This is a genomic window from Pseudomonas kairouanensis (assembly GCF_004682055.1).
Classification (GTDB): domain Bacteria; phylum Pseudomonadota; class Gammaproteobacteria; order Pseudomonadales; family Pseudomonadaceae; genus Aquipseudomonas; species Aquipseudomonas kairouanensis.
Map to the genome: position 1 here is coordinate 47,091 of NZ_QUZU01000034.1, position 23,893 is coordinate 70,983.

The following is a 23,893-nucleotide window of genomic DNA, read 5'->3' on the forward strand; positions in this document are numbered from 1 at the left end:
CGCGTGGCTTAAATCGCGATTTTCCACAGGCGTGATTCGTCGAACAGCAGTACGGCGCTTTCCGGCTCAAGCTCCGGCACCACCAGCGTCACGCCGGCCCCCGGCAAGCGTGGAACAGCACCGAGCAATCGGCGGGTGTAGTCGTGTTGGGGGTGGTTAAACAGGTCTTCGACGGCGGCGCTTTCCACCACTTGGCCCTGGCGCATTACCAGCACTTCGTCGCTGACATGGCGGATCACGCCGAGGTCGTGGGAGATAAACAGGTAGGCCAGGCCCAACTCGGCTTGCAGGTCGGCGAGCAGGTCCAGCACCTGGGCCTGCACCGACACGTCGAGGGCCGACACCGGCTCATCGCACACGATCACCTTGGGATTGCTGGCGATGGCACGGGCAATCGCCACGCGCTGGCGCTGACCGCCGGACAGTTGCAAGGGGCGACGGTTGGCGAGGTCGCCGGGCAGGCGCACCTGGCTCAACAGTTGTGCTACCCGCTCGGGCTGTTCGGTGGGCGCGACACCGGCTATATCGAGGGCGTCAGCGAGGATCTGACCGACGCTCCAGCGCGGGTCGAAAGAGCTCAGCGGGTCTTGGTAGATCACGCTGATCTCACTGCGCCGGGCGCGGCGATCTTTCTCCAGCGGCGCTTCGTTTGCGGTACCGGCCCACGGCTGGTCGAGGAACCGTACGCTGCCCGCATCCGGCTCTAACAAGCCCAAGGCGATACGCGCCACGGTGGATTTGCCCGAGCCCGACTCACCGACAATCCCCAGCGTGCGCCCGGCGTACAGGTCAAAACTCACGCCGTCCACCACTTGCCGCAACTGGCGGTCGGGGCCGATGTAACGTTTGCCCAGGTCTCGCGCCTGCAACAGCAACTCGCCGGTTGCCGGGCGAGACGCCACGGCTTGGCGCCCAGGCGTTAGCCGTGCACCCCGTGGATGTTCCGCCGGCACCGCGTCCAGCAACGAACGGGTATAGGGATGACGGGGATTGCGCAGCACCTGTTCCATGGGGCCTTGCTCCACCACTTCGCCATGGCGCAGCACCAAGACCTGGTCCGCCAGTTGGGCAACCACTGCAAGGTCATGGCTGATGATCAGCAGCGAATTGCCGCGGGCCTTGATGTCTTGCAGCACGCCGAGGATCTGCGCCTGTACTGTGGCATCCAGCGCAGTGGTGGGTTCGTCGGCGATCACCAAGCCTGGGTCAAGGGCCAAGGCGCTGGCGATCAACGCCCGTTGGCGCAGGCCGCCGGAGAGTTGGTCCGGGCGCTGCAAGGCACGCAGCTCGGGCTCGGGAACCCCGACCAATTGCAGTAACTCCAGCACGCGCTCGCGACGGCTGCGGCGGTCGCCCCAGCGATGGGTCTTGAGCACTTCGAGGATTTCCTTACCCACCGGGCGCAATGGGTCGAGGGACACCAGGGCGTCCTGCAATACAAACCCGACCTGACGGCCGCGCACGTCGCGCCACTGGCGTTGCGACAGGCTTAGCAAGTCCTGCCCGCCGTAGTTCAGGGTGCGTGCGCTCACTTGCGCGTTGGCGGCGGTAAGGCCGATCAGGCTACGGGCGGTGACGCTCTTGCCCGAGCCGGACTCGCCCACCAGCGCCAGGGTTTGCCCCGGTTCTAGCGTGAACGACAGGTTATGCACCACGCGCTTGCCGGCAAAATCGATGTTCAGTCCATCGACGATCAGACGTTTATCGCTCATGTCAGGCGACCCTCCAGGCGTTGTTGCAGGTAGCGGCCAGCTACCGTGGTCGAGAGCGTGGTCAGCACAATGAACAGCCCTGGGAAAAACGTCAGCCACCAGGCATTGGCGACAAAATCGCGGCCCATCGACAACATGGTTCCCCACTCCGGCGCAGGCGGTTTGGCGCCCAGGCCGAGAAAACTCAAGGCCGAGGCCCACACAATGGCCTGGCCGACGCCCATGGTCAGCGTGACGATCAGCGGGCGCATGGCATTGGGTAGCAACTGTCGGCGGATAATGCGCAGCGGTGGGTGACCGAGGGCGCGGGCGGCCTCGATATAGCCTGCGTTACGTACCGCCAGTACCTGCCCGCGTACCATGCGTGCATAACCGGGCGCGGCGCCGATGCCGGTGGCCACGATCAACGGGCCGATGCCGCTGCCGAAAATCGCCACGAACAACAGCGCCAGCACCAGACTGGGAAACGCGAACAAAATCTCCAAGAACCAGCCCACTGCACGGTCGGTGCGCGGGCCACCCAGGCCGCCGAGCAAGCCGAGCACAATCGCGATGCTCATGGCGATAAAGGTCGCGGCCACGCCGATAAACAGCGACTGGCGACTGCCATAAATCACCCGCGAGAAAATATCCCGGCCCGACTGATCGGTGCCAAACCAGTACGCCCAACTTGGCGCGTGGAAGGCTTCGCGGGGCACGATACGCAAGGGGTCGCTGTGGGCGAACCATTGCGGGAACAGTGCCGCCAATACCACGAAAATCAGGAAGCCCAAGGCCACCCAGGTGCCCACCCGCCAACGTCGCGGTTGGCGTTGCACACGCAGCGCCAGGGCCGGCGCTTCCAGCGTCAAATCAGTCATGCGGCAGGCTCCAGGCGAGGGTCGATCCAGTGGTACAACAGGTCTACCAACAGGTTGGCCACCACGTAACCGGCGGCGACCACCAGGCTGATGCCGATGGTCAACGGCAAGTCCTGTGCCTGTACGGCCTGGTAGAGCTGGCGGCCCAGGCCCTTGCGCGAGAAGATCACTTCGATCACCACCGCGCCGCTGATCAACGCGCCGATGGCCCAGCCCGACAGCGACAAACCCGGCAACACCGCGTGGCGCAACGCATGTTTGAAACGCACCGCCACATCGCTCAAACCGCGGGTACGGGCGGTGAGGATGAAGGGTTGGTCGAGGGTCAGTTCCAAGGATTCGCGGGTCACCTGGCCGATAAACCCCGCCAGCGGAATCGCCAGGGCCAGGGACGGCAATATCAGCGTGCGCCAGCCGTCACTGCCGGCAGGAGGGAACAGGCGCAGGCCGAACGCGAACACCGCCAGCAACAGGATGCCCAACCAGAAATTCGGCAAGGCGGCAGCGAGGGTTTCGGCCAGCGAGGCCAGGCGCCCCAGCCATTGCTGGCGCCCGGCGGTGAGCACGGTAAGGGCCAGCACCAGCAGCCACGCCAGGGCCAGGGATGCGAGGGTCAGTTGCAGGGTCGGCCCGGATTGCTCGGCGAGCACCTGGGTCACGGGTTGATGCTGGGAGTAGGACACCCCGAGGTCGCCCTGCACCAAGTGGCCGAGGTACACCAGGTATTGCACGCCGATGGGTTTATCCAGGCCGTATTCGCGGGTGGCTTCGGCGATGGTTTCCGGGGTGGGGTTGCCGCTGGCGCCACCGAGGATGGCCAACACCGGGTCGCCGGGCATCAGGCGCAGGGCAAAGAAGGTCAGGGTGGCCACCGCCCACAGCACCAGCAGGCCGCCGCCCAGGCGCAGCACGGCACGGCGGCCCAGGCGGGTAAAACGTTCGCGGCGCGGATGGGGCGCCGGGTTGCTCAACGGGATCGTGCTCATTTATTCACCCATGCGTCGTACAAGTAGGTCACCGCCAGCGAGCTTTCCAGGCGCACGCCCTGGGTGGTTTTGTAGATGCCCAGGCGTGTGCTTTGCGGGTAAGTAGTCAGTTGCAGGTAGTTCGCCGACGCGGTGGCTTGTGCCTGTCGGTACAGGGCTTTGCGTTGTTGCGGGTCTTGGGTGGCCAGGGCTTGTTGCAGCACATCGTCGAACGCCTTGTTGCTGAAACCCGCCGAGTTCTGGTGGTAGCCACCCACGCCAGCGGGTTGGATAAACGCGCTGCTGAAGATGATCCGCAGCACATCCGCCGAATTAGTGTTCCAGTAGCCAAGGTTTACGTCGTAGTCCCAATCGGCCTGGCGCTTGGTGGCTTGCACGTCGCTCATCTGGTCCATCACCAGTTCGAAGCCAGTCTCGCGGGTGGTGGCTTGCACCTGTTCCCACAGGGTCAATTCCGAGGGCGGCGCGCGGTTGCCGAGCGTCACCACCACTTGCAGGCGCTTACCGTTTTTGGTGCGGTAGCCGTCGGCGTCGCGGCCGGTCCAGCCGGCTTCATCAAGCAGGCGATTGGCGCGGGCGGGGTCGTAGTCTTGGGCGTGTTCGAAGTCTGGGCTGTAGAACGGCGTGGCGCTGCTCAGGGGCGCGCCGGCGCGAGGGAATTCGCCGAAGTACACGCTTTTGAGGGCGCCTTCGACGTCGGCGCTGCGCACAAAGGCTTCGCGCACCTTGAGGTCGTCGAATGGCGCACGGCGGGTGTTCAGCGTGCCGTTCGTAGGGTTGCCGGGGCGCTGGGCGATGATCAGCGACAGGTCCGGGTTGCGCCGTGCAGCCTCGTGGGATTCAGGTGGCAGGGCTTCGATCACGTCGACTTCACCGGCTTGCAGCGAAGCGAATCGCACCGAGGGCTCCTGGATGAACTTCCAGATAATCCGCTCCAGGTACGCGGGGCCCTGATGTTTGGCTGTGGGCGGCGCGGAGTTGTAGTCGGGGTTGCGCACCAGTTCAACCTGGTTCTGCCGGTCCCAGCGCACCACCTTGAACGGGCCGGTGCCCACCGGGCTTTCGCAATTCACGTCCCGTGGGCGGGCGAGGGCGGTGGGCGACTCGATACCCAGGAACGCCTGGGCCAGCACTTCAAGGAACGCGGCGTAGGGCGTGGCCAGGTGGACCACGGCGGTGTAGTCGTCAGGCGTATCGGTGCGCACGTATTGGCGCAGGTAACCGCCGGCAGTGCTCGACTGGGTTTTCGGGTTGGTCACGTGGTCGAGGTTGGCCTTCACCGCCTGCGCGTTGAACGGTGTGCCGTCGGTGAAGCGCACGTCGTTGCGCAGGTGGAAAGTGTAGGTCAGCCCATCCGGCGAGATTTCCCAACGGGTCGCCAGCCACGGGCCGATCTGCCCCTGGGCGTCCATCGACACCAGAGAGTCCAGGTACTGTTGGCCGACAAACACTTGCGGCATGTCACCGGCCACATGGGGGTCAAGGCAGGTGGGTTGGCGGTCGGTGGCGTAAATCAAGGTGCCGCCACTCACGGGCTGCGCGCTGCGTTGCGCCGTTGGGGCGCTGTGATCGCAGGCGGCCAGTAACAGGCTGCAACTGGCGGCACCGATGGCGCGATAAAGCCTGGAAGTACGTAATAGTTGCATGGGGGCAGGCGACCTCAAGTCCGGGGTAAGTTCCATTGCATGAGTTATGCCAAGGATATAACCCGCTAAAACCTGGAAGTCGTTGAATAAGCAGCGCTGATAACAATGCAAACTGCCCCGTCGATGTTGCCCTGGCAACAGTTGGCGTGAAATAAGCGTTTTAGGGTGTGATTGATTAAATCCTTAGTTTGCCTGTGGTTATGTGTCGTTAATTACGTATTTAAATGCCAGGTGTTCAGCGAGCAACAGTGCATGTGCAGTTAATCGACATTTCAGCACTCAATTGATGTGTTGTATCTGCTACAGCAGCGGAAATAACACTTGGCACATTGATGGCACGCTTACTGCTATAGGGAGTGTGCACCAGACTATTCCAATAGATGGTTTTAACTTCTATTCATTGGACACTCTGGAGTTATCCATGACCTTGCGTTCTACCTTAAAACCGGCCTTACGTTCGCGCTCCCTGCCGGTGGCTGTTTCTTTCGGCCTGGCCACGTTATTGGCCCACGGTGTGTTGTATGCAGCCGACACCAGCCTGCAAACCGTCGTGGTCAACGGCAAGGCGGAAACCGATGCCCAGTACGACAAAAAACGCCTGAGCAAGGTTGCCGGCGCCACCGCCGTGGTCGACAACAAGGAAGTCAACAAGGGCCGCGCGGCCACCGCCGAAGATGTGCTGGCGTATCAGCCAGGCGTCTACGCCCAAGCTACCAGCGGACAGAGCGCAGCGAAGATCTCGATTCGCGGCTCGGGCATCAACAGTTTTTACGGCGGTTACGCTCTGGGCATCAAATACCTGTACGACGGCATCCCCGTGAGCGGCCCCGGTGGTACCCAGGAAGATTTGCTCAACATGGCGGCAGTGGATCACACCGAAGTCCTCTCCGGCGCCAATGCGTTTGAATACAGCGCACTCACATTGGGTGGCGCCATTAATATGGTGACCAACAGTGGTTATACCGCGCCCGGCAATCGTATTCGTCTAGAGGCTGGTAGTTTCGGTTATAAGAAAGAACAGATCAGCACCGGCGGTGTCGTGGGCGATACCGATTACTATCTTTCCGTGCTGCATAACGAACGCAAGGGTTATCAGGATGACTCTGCTAACCACGGCAGCGATGTGGTGGGTAACTTCGGGCATATATTCAACGATAAGTGGGAAACCCGTTTTACTTTTCGTCATCGCGATGAAGATAATACTAACGCCAGTACCCTCACCAAGTATCAGATCAAACACGACCCCAAAGCCAATAACTACCGCTGGGTGCGTAAAAAACCGGGCACGACCTTGCTGGGCAGTACCACCACTTATACATTCGACGACAGTTCCAAACTTGAATTGGGCCTGGGCTATCACCACTACAAGTTGACCGATGGGCTGCACTATTACGCCAACCCTGGCGTGTGGGATTCCACCGACTTGTCCACTTCCCTGCGCTACCTGCGCAAGGGCGACTCATTCTTCGGCCTGCCCAGCGACACCACCCTAAGCTTCAGCAACACCGTGCTGATGCCCGGCGACGTGAAAATCCGCGACCCGCAAACTTGGCAGCAAGTGCAGCGGGTCAAGTTCAGCGGCTCTCGCGACACCGTGTTCGCCCTCGGCAACGAGCTGCAACTGACCGACCGCACCTGGTTGTCCACCGGCCTGTCGGCGGCCAACTCGGTGCGCAACGTGCGCGTCACCTACGCCACCGCGCCCAACACCAGCGAATTCCCCAGCGCCGTGCATTACGACGATTGGAACCTGGCGCCGCGCATCGGCCTGCGTTATGCGCTGACGCCGAGCATTCAGATCTTCGGTAACGTCAGCCGCTCCATCGACCCGCCGGTAACCTGGTATTACTCATCGGGCCCGGTGAGCAACCCCTACGTGCAAGACCTGCACGCGCAAAAAGCTAACACCGTGGAAGTCGGTATTCGGGGCAGCCAGGGCATTTTCGAGGGCAGCCTCACGGCCTATCGCTCGTGGATTCAGGGCGAGTTGCTATCGGCAGTGATCGCCAACGCCACAGCTACCTCCAACGAAATTGTATCCAACACCAACGCCTCGCCCACCATTCACCAAGGCATCGAATTCGGCCTGAGCACCAAACTGTGGGAAGGCACCGATGGCAGCACCATCAAGTGGCGCCAGGCCTACACCCTCAACGACTTCTACTTCCGTAACGACCAGACCTTCGGCGGCAACGACCTGCCAGGCCTGCCCGGCCAGGTCTACCAGGCCGCGTTGCTGTACCAGAACCCCAACGGTTTCTACGCCGACGTCAACCTCAACCACGCCTCCAGCTACTACGTGGACTTCGCCAACACCCTCAAGGCGCCGCAATACACCATCTTCGGCGCGAAGATCGGCTACGAGACCCCGAGCAAGCGCTGGAACGTGTTCCTCGACGCGAAAAACCTCACCAACAAGCACTACGTCACTGCGTCCAAAACCTCCTATGACCTCAAGGGCCAGGACTCGGACAACTTCTACGTAGGCGACGGTCTGGGCTTTACCACCGGCGTGCAATACAACTTCTAAGCGGAGCATGGATAAGCCAATGAGCTTGAAACCTCTACACGTCAACCTCTTCGAAATGAATTGCGTGAGCCACATCACCCATGGGCTGTGGACCCACCCGGATAACAATCGGCACCGGTTTAACGACCTGGATTACTGGATCGAACTGGCGCAATTGCTCGAACGCGGCGGCTTCGATGCGGTGTTCCTGGCCGACGTGATCGGCACCTACGATGCCTTTCGCAGTGGCCCCGAAACCGCGTTGCGCGAAGGTATGCAAATCCCCAGTAACGACCCGTTGATGGTGGTCTCGGCGATGGCGGCGGTCACTCGCAACCTGGGGTTTGGCGTGACGTTTTCCACCACCTACGAGCCACCGTTCGCCTTCGCACGGCGTATGAGCACCCTCGATCACCTGACCAAGGGCCGCATGGGTTGGAACATCGTCACCTCGTACCTGCCCAACGCCGCGCGCAATTTCGGCCACGACGGCGAAGTGGTCCACGACCGGCGCTACGAGATCGCCGACGAGTACCTGGACGTGCTGTACAAACTCTGGGAAGGCTCGTGGGACGACGACGCAGTGATCCAGGACCGCGAGCAACGGGTGTATACCGACCCGAGTAAGGTGCGCTACATCAATCACGAAGGTGAGCACTTCAAGGTCGCCGGCCCGCACCTGTGCCAACCGTCACGCCAGCGCACCCCGGTGCTGTTCCAGGCCACGGGGTCGCCGGCGGGCATCGAATTCGCCGGGCGCCATGCCGAAGTGGTGTTCACCGGCGGGCGCACCCACGACACCGTGCGTCGCAATATCGCGACCATGCGCGCCAAGGCCTTGGAACACGGGCGCGCAGCCAACAGCATCAAGTTTTTGGTGATGGCCTCGGTGATCGTCGCCGAAACGGAGGAGGAGGTGGCGCGCAAAGTCGAAAGTTATCGCGAACTGCTCAGCGTCGAAGGCTCTATGACACACTTCCAGCTGCCCATCGACCTGCTGGCGTACCCGCGTGACGAACTGATCGAGCAGGTGTTCCAGCGTGAACAGTTGCCGTCCTTGTCCCGCGACTACTTCCCGCCGGGCGAAACCGTGGGCCAGGCGCTGGATCGCATCGGCAGCCTCGACCAGGACTTCTTTTTCGTCGCCGGCACGCCTGCCGTGGTGTGCGACGAAATCGAAAAATGGCTGGACGAAGACGGTATCGACGGCATCAACCTGCGCCAGTTCCTGTCGTTTGAAACCGCGCGTGACTTCATCGACCTGGTGATCCCGGAACTGCGTCGACGCGGGCGGTTCCGCCAGGCGTATGATCCGGGCGAAACCTTGCGGGAACGGTTGTTTGGCAGCGGCGATGCGCGTTTGCCGGATGAGCATTTCGCCAGCCGCTACCGCGATGCTGAGGCGTTGAAGCGGCCGGCGGTGCCGTTGCGGTTCAAATAAGCAGGCGTGTCCAAGGCACCGTCCGGTGCCTTAGCGCCGCGCAATATCCGAAAAGTAAAATTTATCCAACGTATGCCGCGACTCGGTGTACTCGAACTGCCGCCCATCCTGCAAAAACGTCTGGTTGCTCACCACGATCACATGGCTTTGGCCATCGAGGTCGAGGTGTGCCTGGTCGTCCTTGCTGCGGGGCAGGGCTTCGATGGTGCGTTGGGCGTAGGCGATTTGCAGTTGCAACGTCTGTTCGATAAACGCGTAGATCGACTGCTCGGCAATGGCCTGGTCCAGCCCCGGAATCACCTCGGCGACGAAGTGGTTGATATCGAGGATCACCCGTTTGCCGCCGATGCGCCGCACCCGTTTGATGCGGGTGATCAGGGTGCCGGGTTCGGCTTCGATGTGTTGCAGCAATGAGCCTTCCAGTGGGAACTGGGTGAATTCGACTACTTCAGTGCGTACGTCATCGCCCAGGTCGGCGTGGGTTTCGTAAAAGCTCACGATGCCGCCCAGTTGGAACTCAATCGGGTTGGGGGACAGTACGAAGGTGCCCTTGCCGTGGATCTTTTGCGCGAACCCGCGCTCCTGCAACTGCTCGATGGCCCGACGTACGGTGCCTCGGCTGGCCTGGTAGCTGTCCATCAGTTCGGTTTCGGAGGGAAGGCGCGTGCCGCGTTGCAGGCGTTCGGTGGTGATGCTGGCAAGCAGATCCGTGTAGATCTGGTTGTATTTGCTCATGGGGATGGCTCTGTGCCTTGGCGTTCAGGCAGGAACCTTAGTGGCATGGGTGGGGTTTGTCCATTCGACGGGCAACCCACGCGTCCTACAGAAAATAAACTTTTTGTAACTCGTACAGACGAGTTGTTGCTTTAACTCGTCTGTACGAGTACTTTTGCCTGCGTTCCCTCAATAAAAAAACCAAAGTGGAAACCCAGCATGAGCCACGACTATTCCAATATCGCCCGCGAGATCCTCGACAATCTCGGGGGCAGCGACAACCTTGAGCAAGCGGCCCACTGCGTGACCCGCCTGCGCCTGGCGCTCAAGGACCCGAGCCTGGTCAACAGCAGTGCGCTGAGCCAGGTCGATCTGGTCAAGGGCTCATTCTTTACCGGTGGCCTGTTCCAGGTGGTGATCGGCCCCGGCGAAGTGGAAAAGGTCTACGCCGCCCTGCGCGAACAGACAGGCCTGGCCGCTGCCACCATTGCTGATGTGAAGAAGAAGGGCGCCGACAAGACCAACGCCATGCAGCGTCTGGTGCGGGTGTTCTCCGATGTGTTCATGCCGATCCTGCCCGCGCTGATCATCGCCGGCCTGTTGATGGGCGTGAACAACCTGATGGGCGCCAAGGGCATGTTCATCGAGGGCAAGACGCTGCTGGAGGCCTACCCGAACCTGGATGGCCTGTGGAGCCTGATCAACCTGATGGCCAACACTTCGTTTGTGTTCTTGCCAGCGCTGGTGGGCTGGTCGGCAGCCAAGCGCTTTGGCGGCAGTGAAATCCTCGGCATCGTGCTCGGCCTGATGCTGGTACACCCGGACCTGCTCAATGCCTGGAACTACGGCAAGGCCGTGGCAGGGCTGGACGGTCAGAGCCTGCCGTACTTCGATATTTTTGGCTGGTTCAAGATCGAAAAGGTCGGCTACCAGGGGCAGATCCTGCCGATCCTGATGGCCGCCTACGTCATGAGCGTGATCGAAAAATTCCTGCGGGCGCGGGTGCCCAACGCGATTCAACTGCTGGTGGTACCCATCACCACGATCGTGGTCACCGGCGTGCTGGCCCTGGCGATCATCGGCCCGGTAACCCGTCACCTGGGCATCCTGATCACCGAAAGCGTGGTCACCCTGTTTGACCTGGCTCCGATGGTGGGCGGGGCGATCTTCGGCCTGCTGTATGCGCCGCTGGTGATTACCGGCATGCACCACATGTTCCTCGCCGTGGACCTGCAACTTATCTCTACCCAAGGCGGCACCTTTATCTGGCCGATGATCGTCATGTCCAACCTAGCCCAGGGCAGCGCGGCGCTGGCGGTGTTCTACATGAGCCGCAATGCGCGGGATAAAAGCATGGCCTCCACCTCGGCGATTTCTGCTTATTTCGGCATCACTGAGCCGGCGATGTTTGGGGTGAATTTGCGCTTCAAGTTTCCGTTCTATGCCGCGCTGCTGGGCTCGGCGCTGGGCAGTATTTTCCTGTCGTTGAACAAAGTGCAGGCATCGGCCATCGGTGTGGGTGGGTTGCCTGGGTTTATCTCGATCATTCCGCAGTACATCCCAAGTTTTGTGATCGGGATGGTGATTGCGATCGTGGTGCCGTTCGTTTTGACCTGTGCGCTGAGCATGAAGATTGTTCGGCCTGGTTATCGGGTCGCCTGATCGACCGCTTTCGCGAGCAAGCCCGCTCCCACATGGGAATGCATTTCAAATGTGAGAGCGGGCTTGCTCGCGAAGAGGCCCTCAAAGCCAACACAAAATTCTACTGAAGGAACCTCCATGCAAACCTGGCAACACTCGGTGATCTACCAGATCTACCCAAAAAGCTTCCACAGCCACGCGGGTAACGCCACCGGTGACCTGCTGGGCATCGTCGACAAACTCGACTACCTGCAATGGCTGGGCGTCGACTGCCTGTGGATCACCCCGTTCCTGCGCTCGCCGCAGCGCGACAACGGCTACGACATCAGCGACTACTACGCCATCGACCCCAGTTACGGCACCATGTCCGACTGCGACCTGCTGATCAGCGAAGCGGCCAGGCGCGGCATCAAGCTGATGCTCGACATCGTGGTCAATCACACCTCCATCGAACACGAATGGTTCCAGCAGGCGCGCAGCAGCCTCGACAACCCCTACCGCGACTTCTACATCTGGCGCGACCAGCCCAACAACTGGGAGTCCAAGTTCGGCGGCTCGGCCTGGGAATACGAAGCGCAAACCGGCCAGTACTTTTTGCACCTGTTCGACCACACCCAGGCCGACCTCAATTGGGACAACCCCAAGGTGCGCGCCGAGGTGTTCAAGCTGATGCGCTTCTGGCGCGACAAGGGCGTGGGCGGTTTCCGCCTGGACGTGATCAACCTGATCTCCAAGCCCGCCGATTTCCCCGAGGACAACACCGACGGCCGCCGCTTCTACACCGACGGCCCCAACGTGCACGAGTACCTGCAGGAAATGCACCGCGAAGTCTTCGAAGGCCACGACCTGATCAACGTCGGCGAGATGTCCTCCACCAGCCTGGAGCATTGCATTCGCTACTCACGGCCAGAGTCGAAAGAACTGTCGATGACCTTCAACTTTCATCACCTGAAGGTCGATTACCCGAACCTGCAAAAGTGGGTAAAGGCCGACTTCGACTTCCTGCAACTCAAAAAGATCTTCTCCGACTGGCAACTGGGCATGCAGGCCGGTGGCGGCTGGAACGCGCTGTTCTGGTGTAACCACGACCAGCCGCGAGTGGTTTCGCGCTTTGGCGATGACGGTGAACACCGTGTGGTCTCGGCCAAGATGCTCGCCACTGCGCTGCACTTTTTGCAGGGCACGCCCTATGTGTATCAGGGCGAAGAACTGGGCATGACCAATCCGGGTTTCGACAAGATCGAGCAGTACCGCGATGTGGAGACGCTGAACATCTTTCGCCTCAAGCGCGATGCCGGTGAATCCCAGGCGTCGAGCATGGCGGCGATCATGCAGAAATCGCGGGACAACGGGCGCACGCCCATGCAGTGGAACACACAGCCCAACGCCGGTTTCAGCAATGGCGAGCCGTGGATCGGCATCCCGGCGAACGCGCAGTACATCAACGTCGAAAGCCAACGCAATGACCCCGATTCCGTGCTGCATCACTACCGGGCGCTGATTGCCTTGCGCCGTCACGAGCCGCTGATTCAGGAAGGCGTTTATCGCCAACTGCTGCAAGACCACATGCAGGTCTGGGCCTACCTGCGTGAAGGCCATGGCGAGCGCCTGTTGGTTTTGAACAACTTCTACGGCAAACCCTGCGAAATCCAACTGCCCGACAGCGTGATCAACCCGTCGACCGAGCAGCGCCTGCTGATCAGCAACTACCCCGACTGCCCGCTGCGCACGGGCACCGTAGTGCTGCGCCCTTATGAGTCGTTCGTGCTGCACCTGACCAACTGAAACACCCTGTAGGTGCGAGCTTGCTCGCGAAAAACCCGAGAGCGCCGCGTGCGTCCAGATTGCCTGCGAAATCCTTAACGATTTTCGCGAGCAAGCTCGCTCCTACAGGTAATCGCGTCACGTAACACCAAAATAAAAATAAAGGAGTGCTTCATGAAAACAACAATAAAGCTGGGCCTCGTTGCGTCGTGTCTCACCGTTCCTTTTGCCGCTCAGGCCTTGGAATTCGCCGGTTACCTGCGCAGCGGTGCCGGCACCTCGACGGGCAGCGGCCCGCAGCCATGCTTTCAACTGCCGGGGGCGCAATCCAAATACCGCTTGGGCAACGAATGCGAGCAGTACGCCGAACTGGAACTGCGCCAGGACCTGCTCACCCTCGACGATGGCTCGGTGCTCAGCGTCGATGCCATGGCGTCGCTGTACAACAAGTACGACCGCGAACTGAAATTCCAGGGCGAGAACAACGGCTCGGCGCGCATGCCACAGATGTATGCGCAGTGGTCCAACCTGCCCAGCCTCAATGGCGGCTCCATTTGGGCCGGCCGCCGTTACTACAAGCGTAACGACATCCATATCTCCGACTTCTACTACTGGAACCAGAGCGCCACGGGCGGGGGTATCGAGGACGTGCTGATCGGCGATCTGAAGTACAGCTACGCGATTTCCCGCAAGGACAACCTGTACCAGAAAGAGTACGCCACCCGTCATGACTTCAACGTGGCGGGCTTCAAGACCAACCCCGGCGGGGAGCTGGAACTGGGCTTGAGCTACATCGAAAAGGCCGGCGGGCGCGACACCAACAGCGGTTGGGCACTCACCGCGCAGCATGTGCAAAAGCCCTTCCTGGGCGGCAAGAACAAGTTCGCCTTGCAGTACGGCGAAGGCCCCGGCACGGGCCTGGGGTATACCGGCAATACCTTCCTGGACCGGAGCAGCAAAAGTTATCGCGCCGTGGAGTTCTTCGACTGGCAAGTGACCCCGCGTTTCGGCGGACAGATCGAAGCGGTGTACCAGAAGGACATTCGCCCCGGCAGCCAGGACCAGACCTGGATGTCTGTCGGCGTGCGCCCGGCGTATGCCATCAGCGAGCAATTCAAACTGGTGACCGAGCTTGGCCACGATCAAGTCGATGCCACGGGCGGCACCCGTAAGCTGAGCAAATTTACCTTTGCCCCCACCTGGTCGCCCAAAGGCCCGGACTTCTGGGCACGGCCGGAAGTGCGTTTGTACTACACCTATGCGAGCTGGAACGAAGCGGCCAAGCGGGCGGCCAATGAACTGGCGGCGGGCTCGGCGTTGTCCGATACCGGCTCGTACGGCACGGCGCGCCATGGGTCGAACTTTGGTGTGCAGGTTGAGTATTGGTGGAAATAAACATAGGGGTGTACGCGGACCAATAATGTGGGAGCGGGCTTGCTCGCGAAGGCGGCGTATCAGTCACATTTGCATCAACTGACACACCGCATTCGCGAGCAAGCCCGCTCCCACATTGGATCGTTGTCATCTTGGAATTGCATCAGCCCAATGATTTTTACAGAACACAACAACAGGTGAAGTCATGACCACAACCCAACCCCTGGAACTGCTGGCGCCGCTATCCGGCGTGCTGCTGGCGCTGGACAAGGTGCCCGACCCGGTATTCTCCAGCCGCCTGATCGGCGACGGCCTGTGCATCGACCTCACGTCGCAGACGCTCTGTGCACCGTTGGCCGGGGTGATCAGCAACATCCAGGACAGTGGGCATGCCGTCAGCATCACCGACGACCAGGGCGTCCAGGTGCTGATGCATATCGGCCTGGACACTGTGAACCTGGCCGGCAAGGGCTTTACGCGATTGGTCGAGGACGGCCAGCGAGTGGAGGCCGGGCAAGCACTGATTGAGTTCGATGCCGACTACGTGGCACTCAACGCCCGCAGCTTGTTGACCTTGATGGTGGTGGTCAGCGGTGAGCCGTTTACCGTTCTGGCGGATGGCTGGGTCGAGACGGGGCAACCGTTGTTGCAGTTATCCACAAGCGCGACGGTTGAAGCGCTGGATGAGGAGGAGGGCGATGCCTTGTTCTCCAAACCGTTGACCTTGCCCAATGCCAACGGCTTGCACGCGCGGCCTGCTGCGGTGTTCGCCCAGGCGGCAAAAGGTTTCAACGCAAGCATTTGCCTGCACAAGCAAACCCAGAGTGCCAATGCCAAGTCGCTGGTGGCAATCATGGCGCTGCAAACCGTGCAGGGCGATACCTTGCAAGTGAGTGCGGCGGGGGACGACGCCGAGGCCGCGATTACGGCGCTGGTGGCGTTGTTGGCACAAGGCTGTGGCGAGGCGGTTGCGGCACCGGCACCGGCACCGGTGGTGGTGGCGGTGGCGGTGGCGGTCGAGCCGGTGGTGTCGGCAACCGTGCTGCGGGGCGTTTGCGCTTCGCCGGGTTCGGCGTTTGGCCAGGTGGTTCAAGTAAGCGAGCCCCCATTGGATATCAGCGAGCAGGGCACAGGTGAAGCGCTCGAACGCGCTGCCCTGGAGCGCGGCTTGGAGGCCGCAACCCGAGCCCTGCAAGCCTTGCAGGACAAGGCGGTCGGCAGCGCCCAGGCAGAGATTTTTCGTGCCCATCAAGAACTGCTCCAAGACCCGACCTTGCTGGAACACGCCCATGGCCTGCTGGCCCAGGGCAAGAGCGCGGCTTTTGCCTGGAACAGCGCCACGGTCGCGACCGTCAAGGTGTTCCAGGGCCTGGGCAACGCAATGATCGCCGAGCGAGCGGCGGACTTGGCGGATGTCGGCCAGCGTGTCTTGAAGTTGATCCTCGGTCTGCAAGAAAGTACCTGGGACCTGCCCGAGCGCGCGATCCTGATCGCCGAGCAACTGACCCCCTCGCAAACTGCCAGCCTGGATACCCGCAAGGTGCTGGGGTTTGTCACCGTGGGTGGCGGCGCCACCAGCCACGTCGCCATCCTTGCCCGTGCGCTCGGGCTGCCGGCGATGTGTGGGGTGCCGGCGCAAGTGCTGGCCCTTGCCAACGGCAAGCAGGTGCTGCTCGACGCCGACAAGGGCGAGCTGCACTTGGCGCCGAACCTGGCCGAGATCGAGCAGCTAGAAGCGGCACGCAAACAGCAAGTGCTGCGGCGCCAGCGCGAAGTGACTCAGGCTTCGTTACCGGCGACCACGCGTGATGGTCATCATGTCGAAATCACCGCCAACGTCGCCTCACTTCAGGAAGTGGAACAATCCCTGACCTTGGGTGGCGAGGGCGTCGGCCTGCTGCGTTCGGAGTTCCTCTACCTGGACCGCAACCGCGCCCCCAGCCCGCAGGAACAGGCCGCTACCTACACCGCCATCGCCCGTGCCCTGGGTACCGAGCGCAACCTGGTGGTGCGTACCCTGGACGTCGGCGGCGACAAGCCTTTGGCCTACGTGCCGATGGACGCCGAAACCAACCCCTTCCTTGGCCTGCGCGGCATTCGCCTGTGCCTGGAGCGCCCTGAACTGCTGCGCGAGCAATTGCGCGCCATCCTGGCCAGCGCGGGTTTTGCGCGGCTGCACATCATGTTGCCGATGGTCAGCTTGCTCAGCGAGCTGCACCTGGCACGCAAGATTCTTGAGCAAGAAGCCCAGGCCCTCGGACTCGCCGAGCTGCCGAAACTGGGGATCATGATCGAGGTTCCATCCGCTGCATTGATGGCAGATGTGTTCGCACCCCATGTGGATTTTTTCTCCATCGGCACCAACGACCTGACCCAATACACCCTGGCCATGGACCGCGATCACCCGCGGTTGGCCAGCCAGGCCGACAGTTTTCACCCGGCAGTACTGCGTTTGATCGCGACCACGGTCAAGGCCGCCCATGCCCACGGCAAATGGGTGGGCGTATGCGGTGCGCTGGCTTCTGAAGCGCTGGCGGTGCCGGTATTGCTTGGACTTGGCGTGGACGAGCTGTCGGTCAGCGTGCCGTTGATCCCCACCATCAAAGCCACCGTGCGTGAGCTGGACCTGGCCGACTGCCAGATCATCGCCCGCCAGGTGCTGGGCCTGGAAGAAGCCGCTCAAGTGCGTGAGGCTGTGCGCCTGTATCACGCGGCGACCGTTGAAACCTCACCTGTTGTGGAGTTATGAGCATGTTGGAGAAATTGCAGCGGGCGTTCTGGAAGGCGTTGACGCCGGATTTGATCAAGGAAGAGGTCGTGGCGCCGCCGGGCTTGTTGTCGGCGGATGTGCTGAGTGCGTTGGGTGGGGCGGATAACCTCAAGTCACAGCAGCGGGTGGCGCTGACGCGGGTGAGGGTGCAGTTGCAGGATGGGACAAAGGTGGATGCCGAAGCGTTAAAGGCGGCCGGTGTGCCGGCGACGATGGTATTGGCTGGCGGGGTAGTGCATCTGCTCACCGGCTTATAAGCCAGATGGAGATCAAAATGTGGGAGCGGGCTTGCTCGCGAAAGCGGTAGCTCAGCCACTATTTGCAGTGACTGACACACCGCTTTCGCGAGCAAGCCCGCTCCCACATTAGTATCGTGGTGTTTTTACAATTTGGGGTTGTCTTCGGGCGGCTTGGTCTTATCCACACCCGGCACATGCAGGTTGCCTTCAACCACCTGGTTGCCCTCCAGCTGCGGCTGGGTCACCCAGGTCAGAATGTCGTAGTAGCGCCGGATGTTCGCCACAAAGTGCACCGGCTCGCCGCCACGGGCATAGCCATAGCGCGTCTTGCTGTACCACTGCTTCTGCGACAGGCGCGGCAGCATTTTCTTCACGTCCAGCCATTTGTTCGGGTTAAGGCCCTCGCGCTTGGCCAGGGTGCGCGCATCGTCCAGGTGGCCGCTGCCCACGTTGTAGGCGGCGAGGGCGAACCAGGTGCGGTCCGGCTCGACGATGCTGTCGTCCAGTTCCTCCTTGATCTTGACCAGGTACTTGGCGCCCCCCATGATGCTCTGCTTGGCGTCCAGGCGGTTGGACACGCCCATGGCCTGGGCGGTGTTCTGGGTCAGCATCATCAGGCCGCGCACGCCGGTCTTGGAAGTGACCGCCGGTTGCCACAGCGATTCCTGATAGCCGATGGCGGCCAGCAGGCGCCAGTCGACCTTTTCTTCCTTGGCGTAGGTCTTGAAGTGCTTCTCGTACTTGGGCAGGCGCTGCTGCAAGTGCTGGGCGAAGGTGTAGGCGCCGACATAGCCGAGAACATCCACATGCCCGTAATAGCGGTCTTTGAGGCGCTGCAGGGTGCCGTTCTTCTCGACCTTGTCCAGGTAACTGTTGATCTCGTTGAGCAGGCTGTTGTCTTCACCCGGCGCCACGGCCCAGCTCTGGTTGCTGGCATTGCCCAGGTCGAAGGCCACGCGCACGTTGGGGAAGTACACCTGGTTCATCGCCACTTCGTTGGAGTCCACCAGGGTCAGGTCGATTTGCCCCTCGTCCACCATGCGCAGCAGGTCCACCACCTCAACGGCATCGGATTCTTCGTATTCAATCGCAGGGTTCTGCTGTTTAAGCGCCGCCAGTTGTTCGGCGTGGGTGCTGCCCTTGAGCACCATGATCTTCTTGCCCGCCAGGTCAGCCGCGTTGGTCGGCCGGGACTGGCCGTTGCGGTAGATGATCTGCGGGGTCACTTCCAGGTAAGGGTGGGAGAAGCGCACCTCTTTGAGGCGCTGCTCGCTGCTGACCAGGCCGGCGGCGGCAAGGACCGGGCCGTTGGGTTTGCCCAACTGGCCGAACAGGTCGTCGAGGTTGTCGGCGGTCTCGATCTCAAGCTTTACCCCCAGGTCGTCGGCAAAGCGCTTGACCAGTTCGTATTCGAAACCGGTTTCACCGTTGCGGTCCTGGAAATAAGTGGCCGGGCTGTTCCGGGTAATCACCCGCAATACGCCATCCTCCTTGATTCGCTCAAGCGTGCTGGGTTTATCAACACAGGCGCTGAGCATCAGGAAGAGTCCGGTTGCGATCAGCCATTTGGCATATCGCGGGCGCAAAGCAGTAGGGGAGAACATCTGCGCAGTATACGCAAACGGCCCACGGCGCCATATCTCGACAGCGGCGCACTTGTCTGCTAGCGCCGCTAAAACTGTGCTGCAGCCCGCAGAAACGGGGCTTGGCGGCCGATTGTGACGGTTAAAATAACTGCGCCGAATACCCGGATGCGCCCCCACAAAGGGGTGGAATCCGGCCAACTGACGTTCGGCAGCAGCCAGCCGCACCGTTTCGGGTGCCGTTGGCGGCGGTTTACGCTAGAATGCACGGCCTCAAAGCACACCCCCTTCCCGAGGCTGTCCCGAAGATGTTGATCCTGCGCGGCGCTCCTGCCCTTTCTGCCTTTCGCCACAGCAAACTCCTTGAACAACTGAGCCAGAAGGTTCCAGCGGTTACAGGCCTGTATGCTGAATTTGCTCACTTCGCCGACGTTACCGGCGTATTGACCGCCGACGAACAGCAAGTGCTGGCACGCCTTCTGAAGTACGGCCCAAGCGTTCCCGTTCAAGAGCCGACCGGCCGCTTGTTCCTGGTTCTGCCACGGTTCGGCACCATTTCGCCCTGGTCGAGCAAGGCCAGCGATATCGCCCGCAACTGCGGCCTGTCGAGCATCCAGCGTCTGGAACGCGGCATTGCCTTCTACGTGGCTGGCCAGTTCAGCGACGCCGAAGCCGAGCTGATCGCCAGCAGCCTGCACGACCGCATGACCCAGATCATCGTCAGCCAGCTGGAACAGGCTGCCGGCCTGTTCAGCCACGCCGAACCCAAGCCGCTCACCGCAATCGACGTGCTCGGCGGTGGCCGTGCCGCCCTCGAGAAGGCCAACACCGAGCTGGGCCTGGCCCTGGCCGAAGACGAGATCGACTACCTGGTCAACGCCTTCAACGGCTTGAAGCGCAACCCGCACGACATCGAACTGATGATGTTTGCCCAGGCCAACTCCGAGCATTGCCGTCACAAGATCTTCAACGCCAGTTGGGACATCGACGGCGAAAGCCAGGAAAAAAGCCTGTTCGGCATGATCAAGAACACCTACGTGATGCACAGCGAGGGCGTTCTGTCGGCTTATAAAGACAACGCCTCGGTGATCGTCGGCTCCGTCGCCGGCCGTTTCTTCCCGGACCCTGAAACCCGCCAGTACGGCGCGGTGCAGGAGCCGGTGCACATCCTGATGAAGGTTGAGACCCACAACCACCCGACCGCGATTGCCCCGTTCCCGGGCGCAGCCACCGGTTCGGGTGGCGAGATCCGCGACGAAGGCGCAACCGGCCGTGGCGCCAAGCCAAAGGCGGGCCTCACCGGTTTCACCGTATCCAACCTGCAGATCCCTGGCTTCGAACAACCGTGGGAAGTGCCGTACGGCAAGCCTGAGCGCATCGTCACTGCGCTGGACATCATGATCGAAGGCCCGCTGGGCGGCGCCGCGTTCAACAACGAATTCGGTCGTCCGGCCCTGACTGGCTACTTCCGTACCTTCGAACAGTCCATCACCACCCCCCGTGGCGATGAAGTGCGCGGCTACCACAAGCCGATCATGTTGGCCGGCGGCATGGGCAACATCCGTGAAGAACATGTCAAGAAAGGCGAAATTCTGGTCGGCTCCAAGCTGATCGTGCTCGGCGGCCCGGCGATGTTGATCGGTCTGGGCGGCGGCGCTGCCTCTTCCATGGCCACCGGCACCAGCTCGGCGGACCTGGACTTCGCTTCCGTACAGCGCGAAAACCCAGAGATGGAACGTCGCTGCCAGGAAGTCATCGACCGTTGCTGGCAGTTGGGTGACAAAAACCCGATCAGCTTTATCCACGACGTCGGTGCGGGTGGTTTGTCCAACGCCTTCCCGGAACTGGTCAACGATGGCGACCGTGGCGGCCGTTTCGAACTGCGCAACATTCCAAACGACGAGCCGGGCATGGCCCCGCACGAAATCTGGAGTAACGAATCCCAGGAACGCTACGTACTGGCGGTGGGCGCTGAAGACTTCGCACGCTTCCAGGCCATCTGCGAGCGCGAGCGTTGCCCGTTTGCCGTGGTCGGCGAAGCTACTGCCGAGCCACAGCTGACGGTGACCGACAGCCACTTCGGCAACAGCCCGGTAGACATGCCCCTGGAAGTGCTGCTGGGCAAAGCCCCGCGCATGCACCGTTCGGCTGTGCGTGAAGCCGAACTGGGCGATGATTTCGACCCAAGCAAGCTGGAACTGGCTGACAGCATCGAACGCGTGCTGCACCACCCGGCTGTGGCGAGCAAGAGCTTCCTGATCACCATCGGTGACCGCACCATCACCGGCCTGGTTGCCCGTGACCAAATGGTCGGCCCATGGCAGGTGCCGGTGGCTGACGTTGCCGTTACCGCCACCAGCTTCGACGTGTACACCGGTGAAGCCATGGCCATGGGCGAGCGTACGCCGCTGGCCCTGCTGGACGCCCCGGCGTCGGGCCGCATGGCCATTGGTGAAACCATCACCAACATTGCTGCGTCGCGCATTGGCAAGCTGTCCGACATCAAGTTGTCGGCCAACTGGATGTCCGCCGCCGGTCACCCAGGTGAAGATGCGCGCCTGTACGACACTGTCAAAGCAGTGGGTATGGAACTGTGCCCTGAGCTGGGTATCACCATTCCGGTGGGCAAGGACTCCATGTCCATGGCCACCCGTTGGAACGATGAAGGCACCGACAAGAGCGTTACCTCGCCGCTGTCGCTAATCGTCACCGGTTTTGCACCGGTGACCGACGTACGCCAGACCCTGACCCCGCAACTGCGCATGGACAAGGGCACCACCGATCTGATCCTGATCGACCTGGGCCGTGGCCAGAACCGCATGGGCGCGTCGATCCTCGCGCAAACCCATGGCAAGCTCGGCAGCCAGGCACCGGACGTCGATGACGCAGAAGACCTCAAGGCCTTCTTCGCCGTGATCCAGGGCCTCAACGCCGACGGTCACCTGCTGGCTTACCACGACCGTTCCGACGGTGGTTTGCTCACCAGCGTTGTCGAGATGGCTTTTGCCGGTCACTGCGGCCTGAACATCGTGCTCGACAGCGTTGCCGAGGATGCATCCGAGATCAACGGCATCCTGTTCAACGAAGAGTTGGGCGCGGTGATCCAGGTTCGCCAGGACGCTACCCCGGACGTGCTCGCACAATTCAGCGCGGCTGGCCTGGGCGACTGCGTGGCGGTGATCGGCCAGCCGATCAACAACGGCCAGATCGATATCGTCTTCAACGGCGACACCGTGTTCGAAGGCCAGCGTCGTCTGCTGCAACGCCAGTGGGCCGAGACCAGCTACCAGATCCAGCGCCTGCGCGACAACGCCGATTGCGCCGAGCAGGAATTCGACGTGATTCTGGAAGAAGACAATCCGGGGCTGAGCACCAAGCTCAGCTTCGACGTCAACCAGGACATCGCCGCGCCTTACATCAAAAAAGGCATTCGCCCGCAAGTTGCCGTGCTGCGTGAGCAGGGCGTCAACGGCCAGGTAGAAATGGCGGCAGCGTTCGACCGCGCCGGCTTCAATGCGATCGACGTGCACATGAGCGACATCCTCGCCGGTCGCGTTGACCTCAACGAATTCAAAGGCCTGGTGGCCTGTGGCGGTTTCTCCTACGGCGACGTGCTGGGTGCCGGTGAAGGCTGGGCCAAGTCGGCCCTGTTCAACAGCCGCGCCCGCGATGCGTTCCAAGGCTTCTTCGAACGCAACGACAGCTTCACCCTGGGTGTGTGCAACGGTTGCCAGATGATGTCCAACCTCAGCGAACTGATTCCTGGCAGCGAGTTCTGGCCGCACTTTGTGCGCAACCGTTCCGAGCAGTTCGAAGCCCGTGTCGCCATGGTGCAGGTGCAAGAGTCCAACTCGATCTTCCTGCAGGGCATGGCCGGTTCGCGCATGCCAATCGCCATCGCCCACGGTGAAGGCCACGCCGAGTTCGCCAGCGAAGAAGCATTGCTTGAGGCCGACCTGTCCGGCACCGTGGCCCTGCGTTTCGTCGACAACCACGGCAAGGTCACCGAGACCTACCCGGCCAACCCGAACGGCTCGCCGCGCGGGATCACCGGCCTTACCAGCCGCGACGGTCGCGTCACCATCATGATGCCGCACCCGGAGCGTGTATTCCGCGCCGTGCAGAACTCGTGGCGCCCGGAAGAGTGGAACGAAGACGGCGCGTGGATGCGCATGTTCCGCAACGCTCGTGTGTGGGTGAACTAAGACGGTGTACAAGCTCGCCTTCTTTGTGCCCGATAGCCATGTGGAGACGGTGAAAACCGCCGTCTTCGCAGCCGGCGGCGGGCGCATCGGCAGCTACGACAACTGCGCCTGGCAAGTGCTGGGCCAGGGCCAATTCCGCGCGTTGGACGGCAGCCAGCCGTTTATCGGGCAAGTGGGCCAGGTTGAAGTGGTTGAGGAGTGGAAGGTTGAGCTGGTAGTGGCCGATGAATTGATCGTGGCTGTCGTGGCCGCGCTCAAACTGAGCCACCCGTATGAGACACCGGCTTATGAAGTGTGGCAGTTGGCGGATTATTGATTCGTAGGCTGCAAAAACAAGAAACCCGCTGGGCCAGTTTGGTCAGCGGGTTTTTTGTTGTCTGTGAAGGCCTATTCGCGAGCAAGCCCGCTCCCACATTCGGTCGAGTTTTTCCTGGAGGAATGCAATCGAA

General features: G+C 61.5%; 15 protein-coding genes. 9 read left to right on the forward strand and 6 right to left on the reverse strand.

The features are described 5' to 3' along the window. Positions 1–8 precede the first annotated feature (8 nt). Genes DYL59_RS22830 through DYL59_RS22845 form a run of 4 tightly spaced genes read right to left on the reverse strand, consistent with a single transcriptional unit; the run spans position 9 to position 5,204 of the window. Positions 9–1,712 carry a dipeptide ABC transporter ATP-binding protein gene (locus tag DYL59_RS22830; protein ID WP_135291205.1) on the reverse strand — a complete coding sequence of 568 codons (1,704 nt, stop codon included), beginning with the start codon at positions 1,710–1,712 and terminating at the stop codon, positions 9–11. Beyond that, positions 1,709–2,572 carry an ABC transporter permease gene (locus DYL59_RS22835; protein ID WP_135291206.1) on the reverse strand — a complete coding sequence of 288 codons (864 nt, stop codon included), beginning with the start codon at positions 2,570–2,572 and terminating at the stop codon, positions 1,709–1,711. The genes DYL59_RS22830 and DYL59_RS22835 overlap by 4 nt, the downstream gene beginning before the upstream one ends. Continuing rightward, positions 2,569–3,558: an ABC transporter permease gene (locus DYL59_RS22840; protein ID WP_135291207.1), complete on the reverse strand. Its 990-nt coding sequence runs from the start codon at positions 3,556–3,558 to the stop codon at positions 2,569–2,571. Before DYL59_RS22840 ends, DYL59_RS22835 begins: the two co-directional genes overlap by 4 nt. Continuing rightward, positions 3,555–5,204: an ABC transporter substrate-binding protein gene (locus DYL59_RS22845; protein WP_193557577.1), complete on the reverse strand. Its 1,650-nt coding sequence runs from the start codon at positions 5,202–5,204 to the stop codon at positions 3,555–3,557. Before DYL59_RS22845 ends, DYL59_RS22840 begins: the two co-directional genes overlap by 4 nt. Before the next feature lie 421 nt (positions 5,205–5,625). Between DYL59_RS22845 and DYL59_RS22850 the strand changes: the two genes are divergently transcribed. Next, entirely contained in the window at positions 5,626–7,734 is a 2,109-nt protein-coding gene (locus DYL59_RS22850; protein ID WP_238340764.1) for a TonB-dependent receptor family protein, read from the forward strand. Between the two features lie 19 nt (positions 7,735–7,753). Then, positions 7,754–9,154, forward strand: coding sequence for an LLM class flavin-dependent oxidoreductase (locus DYL59_RS22855; RefSeq protein WP_193557578.1), 1,401 nt, complete (start codon positions 7,754–7,756; stop codon positions 9,152–9,154). A 30-nt stretch (positions 9,155–9,184) separates the two neighbouring features. Here DYL59_RS22855 and treR read toward each other — a convergent pair whose 3' ends face one another. Next, entirely contained in the window at positions 9,185–9,889 is a 705-nt protein-coding gene (gene treR, locus DYL59_RS22860; RefSeq protein WP_135291210.1) for a trehalose operon repressor, read from the reverse strand. A gap of 198 nt (positions 9,890–10,087) precedes the next feature. On the opposite strand from treR, the gene treP reads away from it, so the two are divergent. The 5 genes from treP to DYL59_RS22885 all read left to right on the forward strand — a co-directional run bounded on the left by treP (position 10,088) and on the right by DYL59_RS22885 (position 17,674). Continuing rightward, the gene (gene treP, locus DYL59_RS22865) at positions 10,088–11,530 is read left to right on the forward strand and encodes a PTS system trehalose-specific EIIBC component (RefSeq protein WP_135291211.1); all 1,443 of its coding nucleotides are present in this window, start codon (positions 10,088–10,090) and stop codon (positions 11,528–11,530) included. A gap of 117 nt (positions 11,531–11,647) precedes the next feature. After that, positions 11,648–13,294, forward strand: a complete 1,647-nt coding sequence (treC, locus tag DYL59_RS22870; RefSeq protein WP_135291212.1) for an alpha,alpha-phosphotrehalase — start codon at positions 11,648–11,650, stop codon at positions 13,292–13,294. A gap of 153 nt (positions 13,295–13,447) precedes the next feature. Next, positions 13,448–14,668, forward strand: coding sequence for a maltoporin (locus DYL59_RS22875; RefSeq protein WP_135291213.1), 1,221 nt, complete (start codon positions 13,448–13,450; stop codon positions 14,666–14,668). 184 nt (positions 14,669–14,852) lie between these two features. After that, positions 14,853–17,396, forward strand: coding sequence for a phosphoenolpyruvate--protein phosphotransferase (gene ptsP / locus DYL59_RS22880; protein ID WP_135291214.1), 2,544 nt, complete (start codon positions 14,853–14,855; stop codon positions 17,394–17,396). 2 nt (positions 17,397–17,398) lie between these two features. Next, the gene (locus DYL59_RS22885; RefSeq protein WP_135291215.1) at positions 17,399–17,674 is read left to right on the forward strand and encodes a PTS sugar transporter subunit IIB; all 276 of its coding nucleotides are present in this window, start codon (positions 17,399–17,401) and stop codon (positions 17,672–17,674) included. A gap of 125 nt (positions 17,675–17,799) precedes the next feature. Here DYL59_RS22885 and mltF read toward each other — a convergent pair whose 3' ends face one another. Continuing rightward, complete coding sequence (gene mltF / locus DYL59_RS22890; RefSeq protein ID WP_135291216.1) at positions 17,800–19,260, reverse strand: membrane-bound lytic murein transglycosylase MltF; 1,461 nt, start codon at positions 19,258–19,260, stop codon at positions 17,800–17,802. Positions 19,261–19,547: 287 nt separating this feature from the next. On the opposite strand from mltF, the gene purL reads away from it, so the two are divergent. Further along, the gene (gene purL / locus DYL59_RS22895; RefSeq protein WP_135291217.1) at positions 19,548–23,444 is read left to right on the forward strand and encodes a phosphoribosylformylglycinamidine synthase; all 3,897 of its coding nucleotides are present in this window, start codon (positions 19,548–19,550) and stop codon (positions 23,442–23,444) included. Between the two features lie 4 nt (positions 23,445–23,448). Further along, on the forward strand, positions 23,449–23,760 hold the full coding sequence (locus DYL59_RS22900) for a YqfO family protein (protein WP_135291218.1): 312 nt from the start codon (positions 23,449–23,451) through the stop codon (positions 23,758–23,760). The last annotated feature ends 133 nt before the right edge of the window (positions 23,761–23,893 follow it).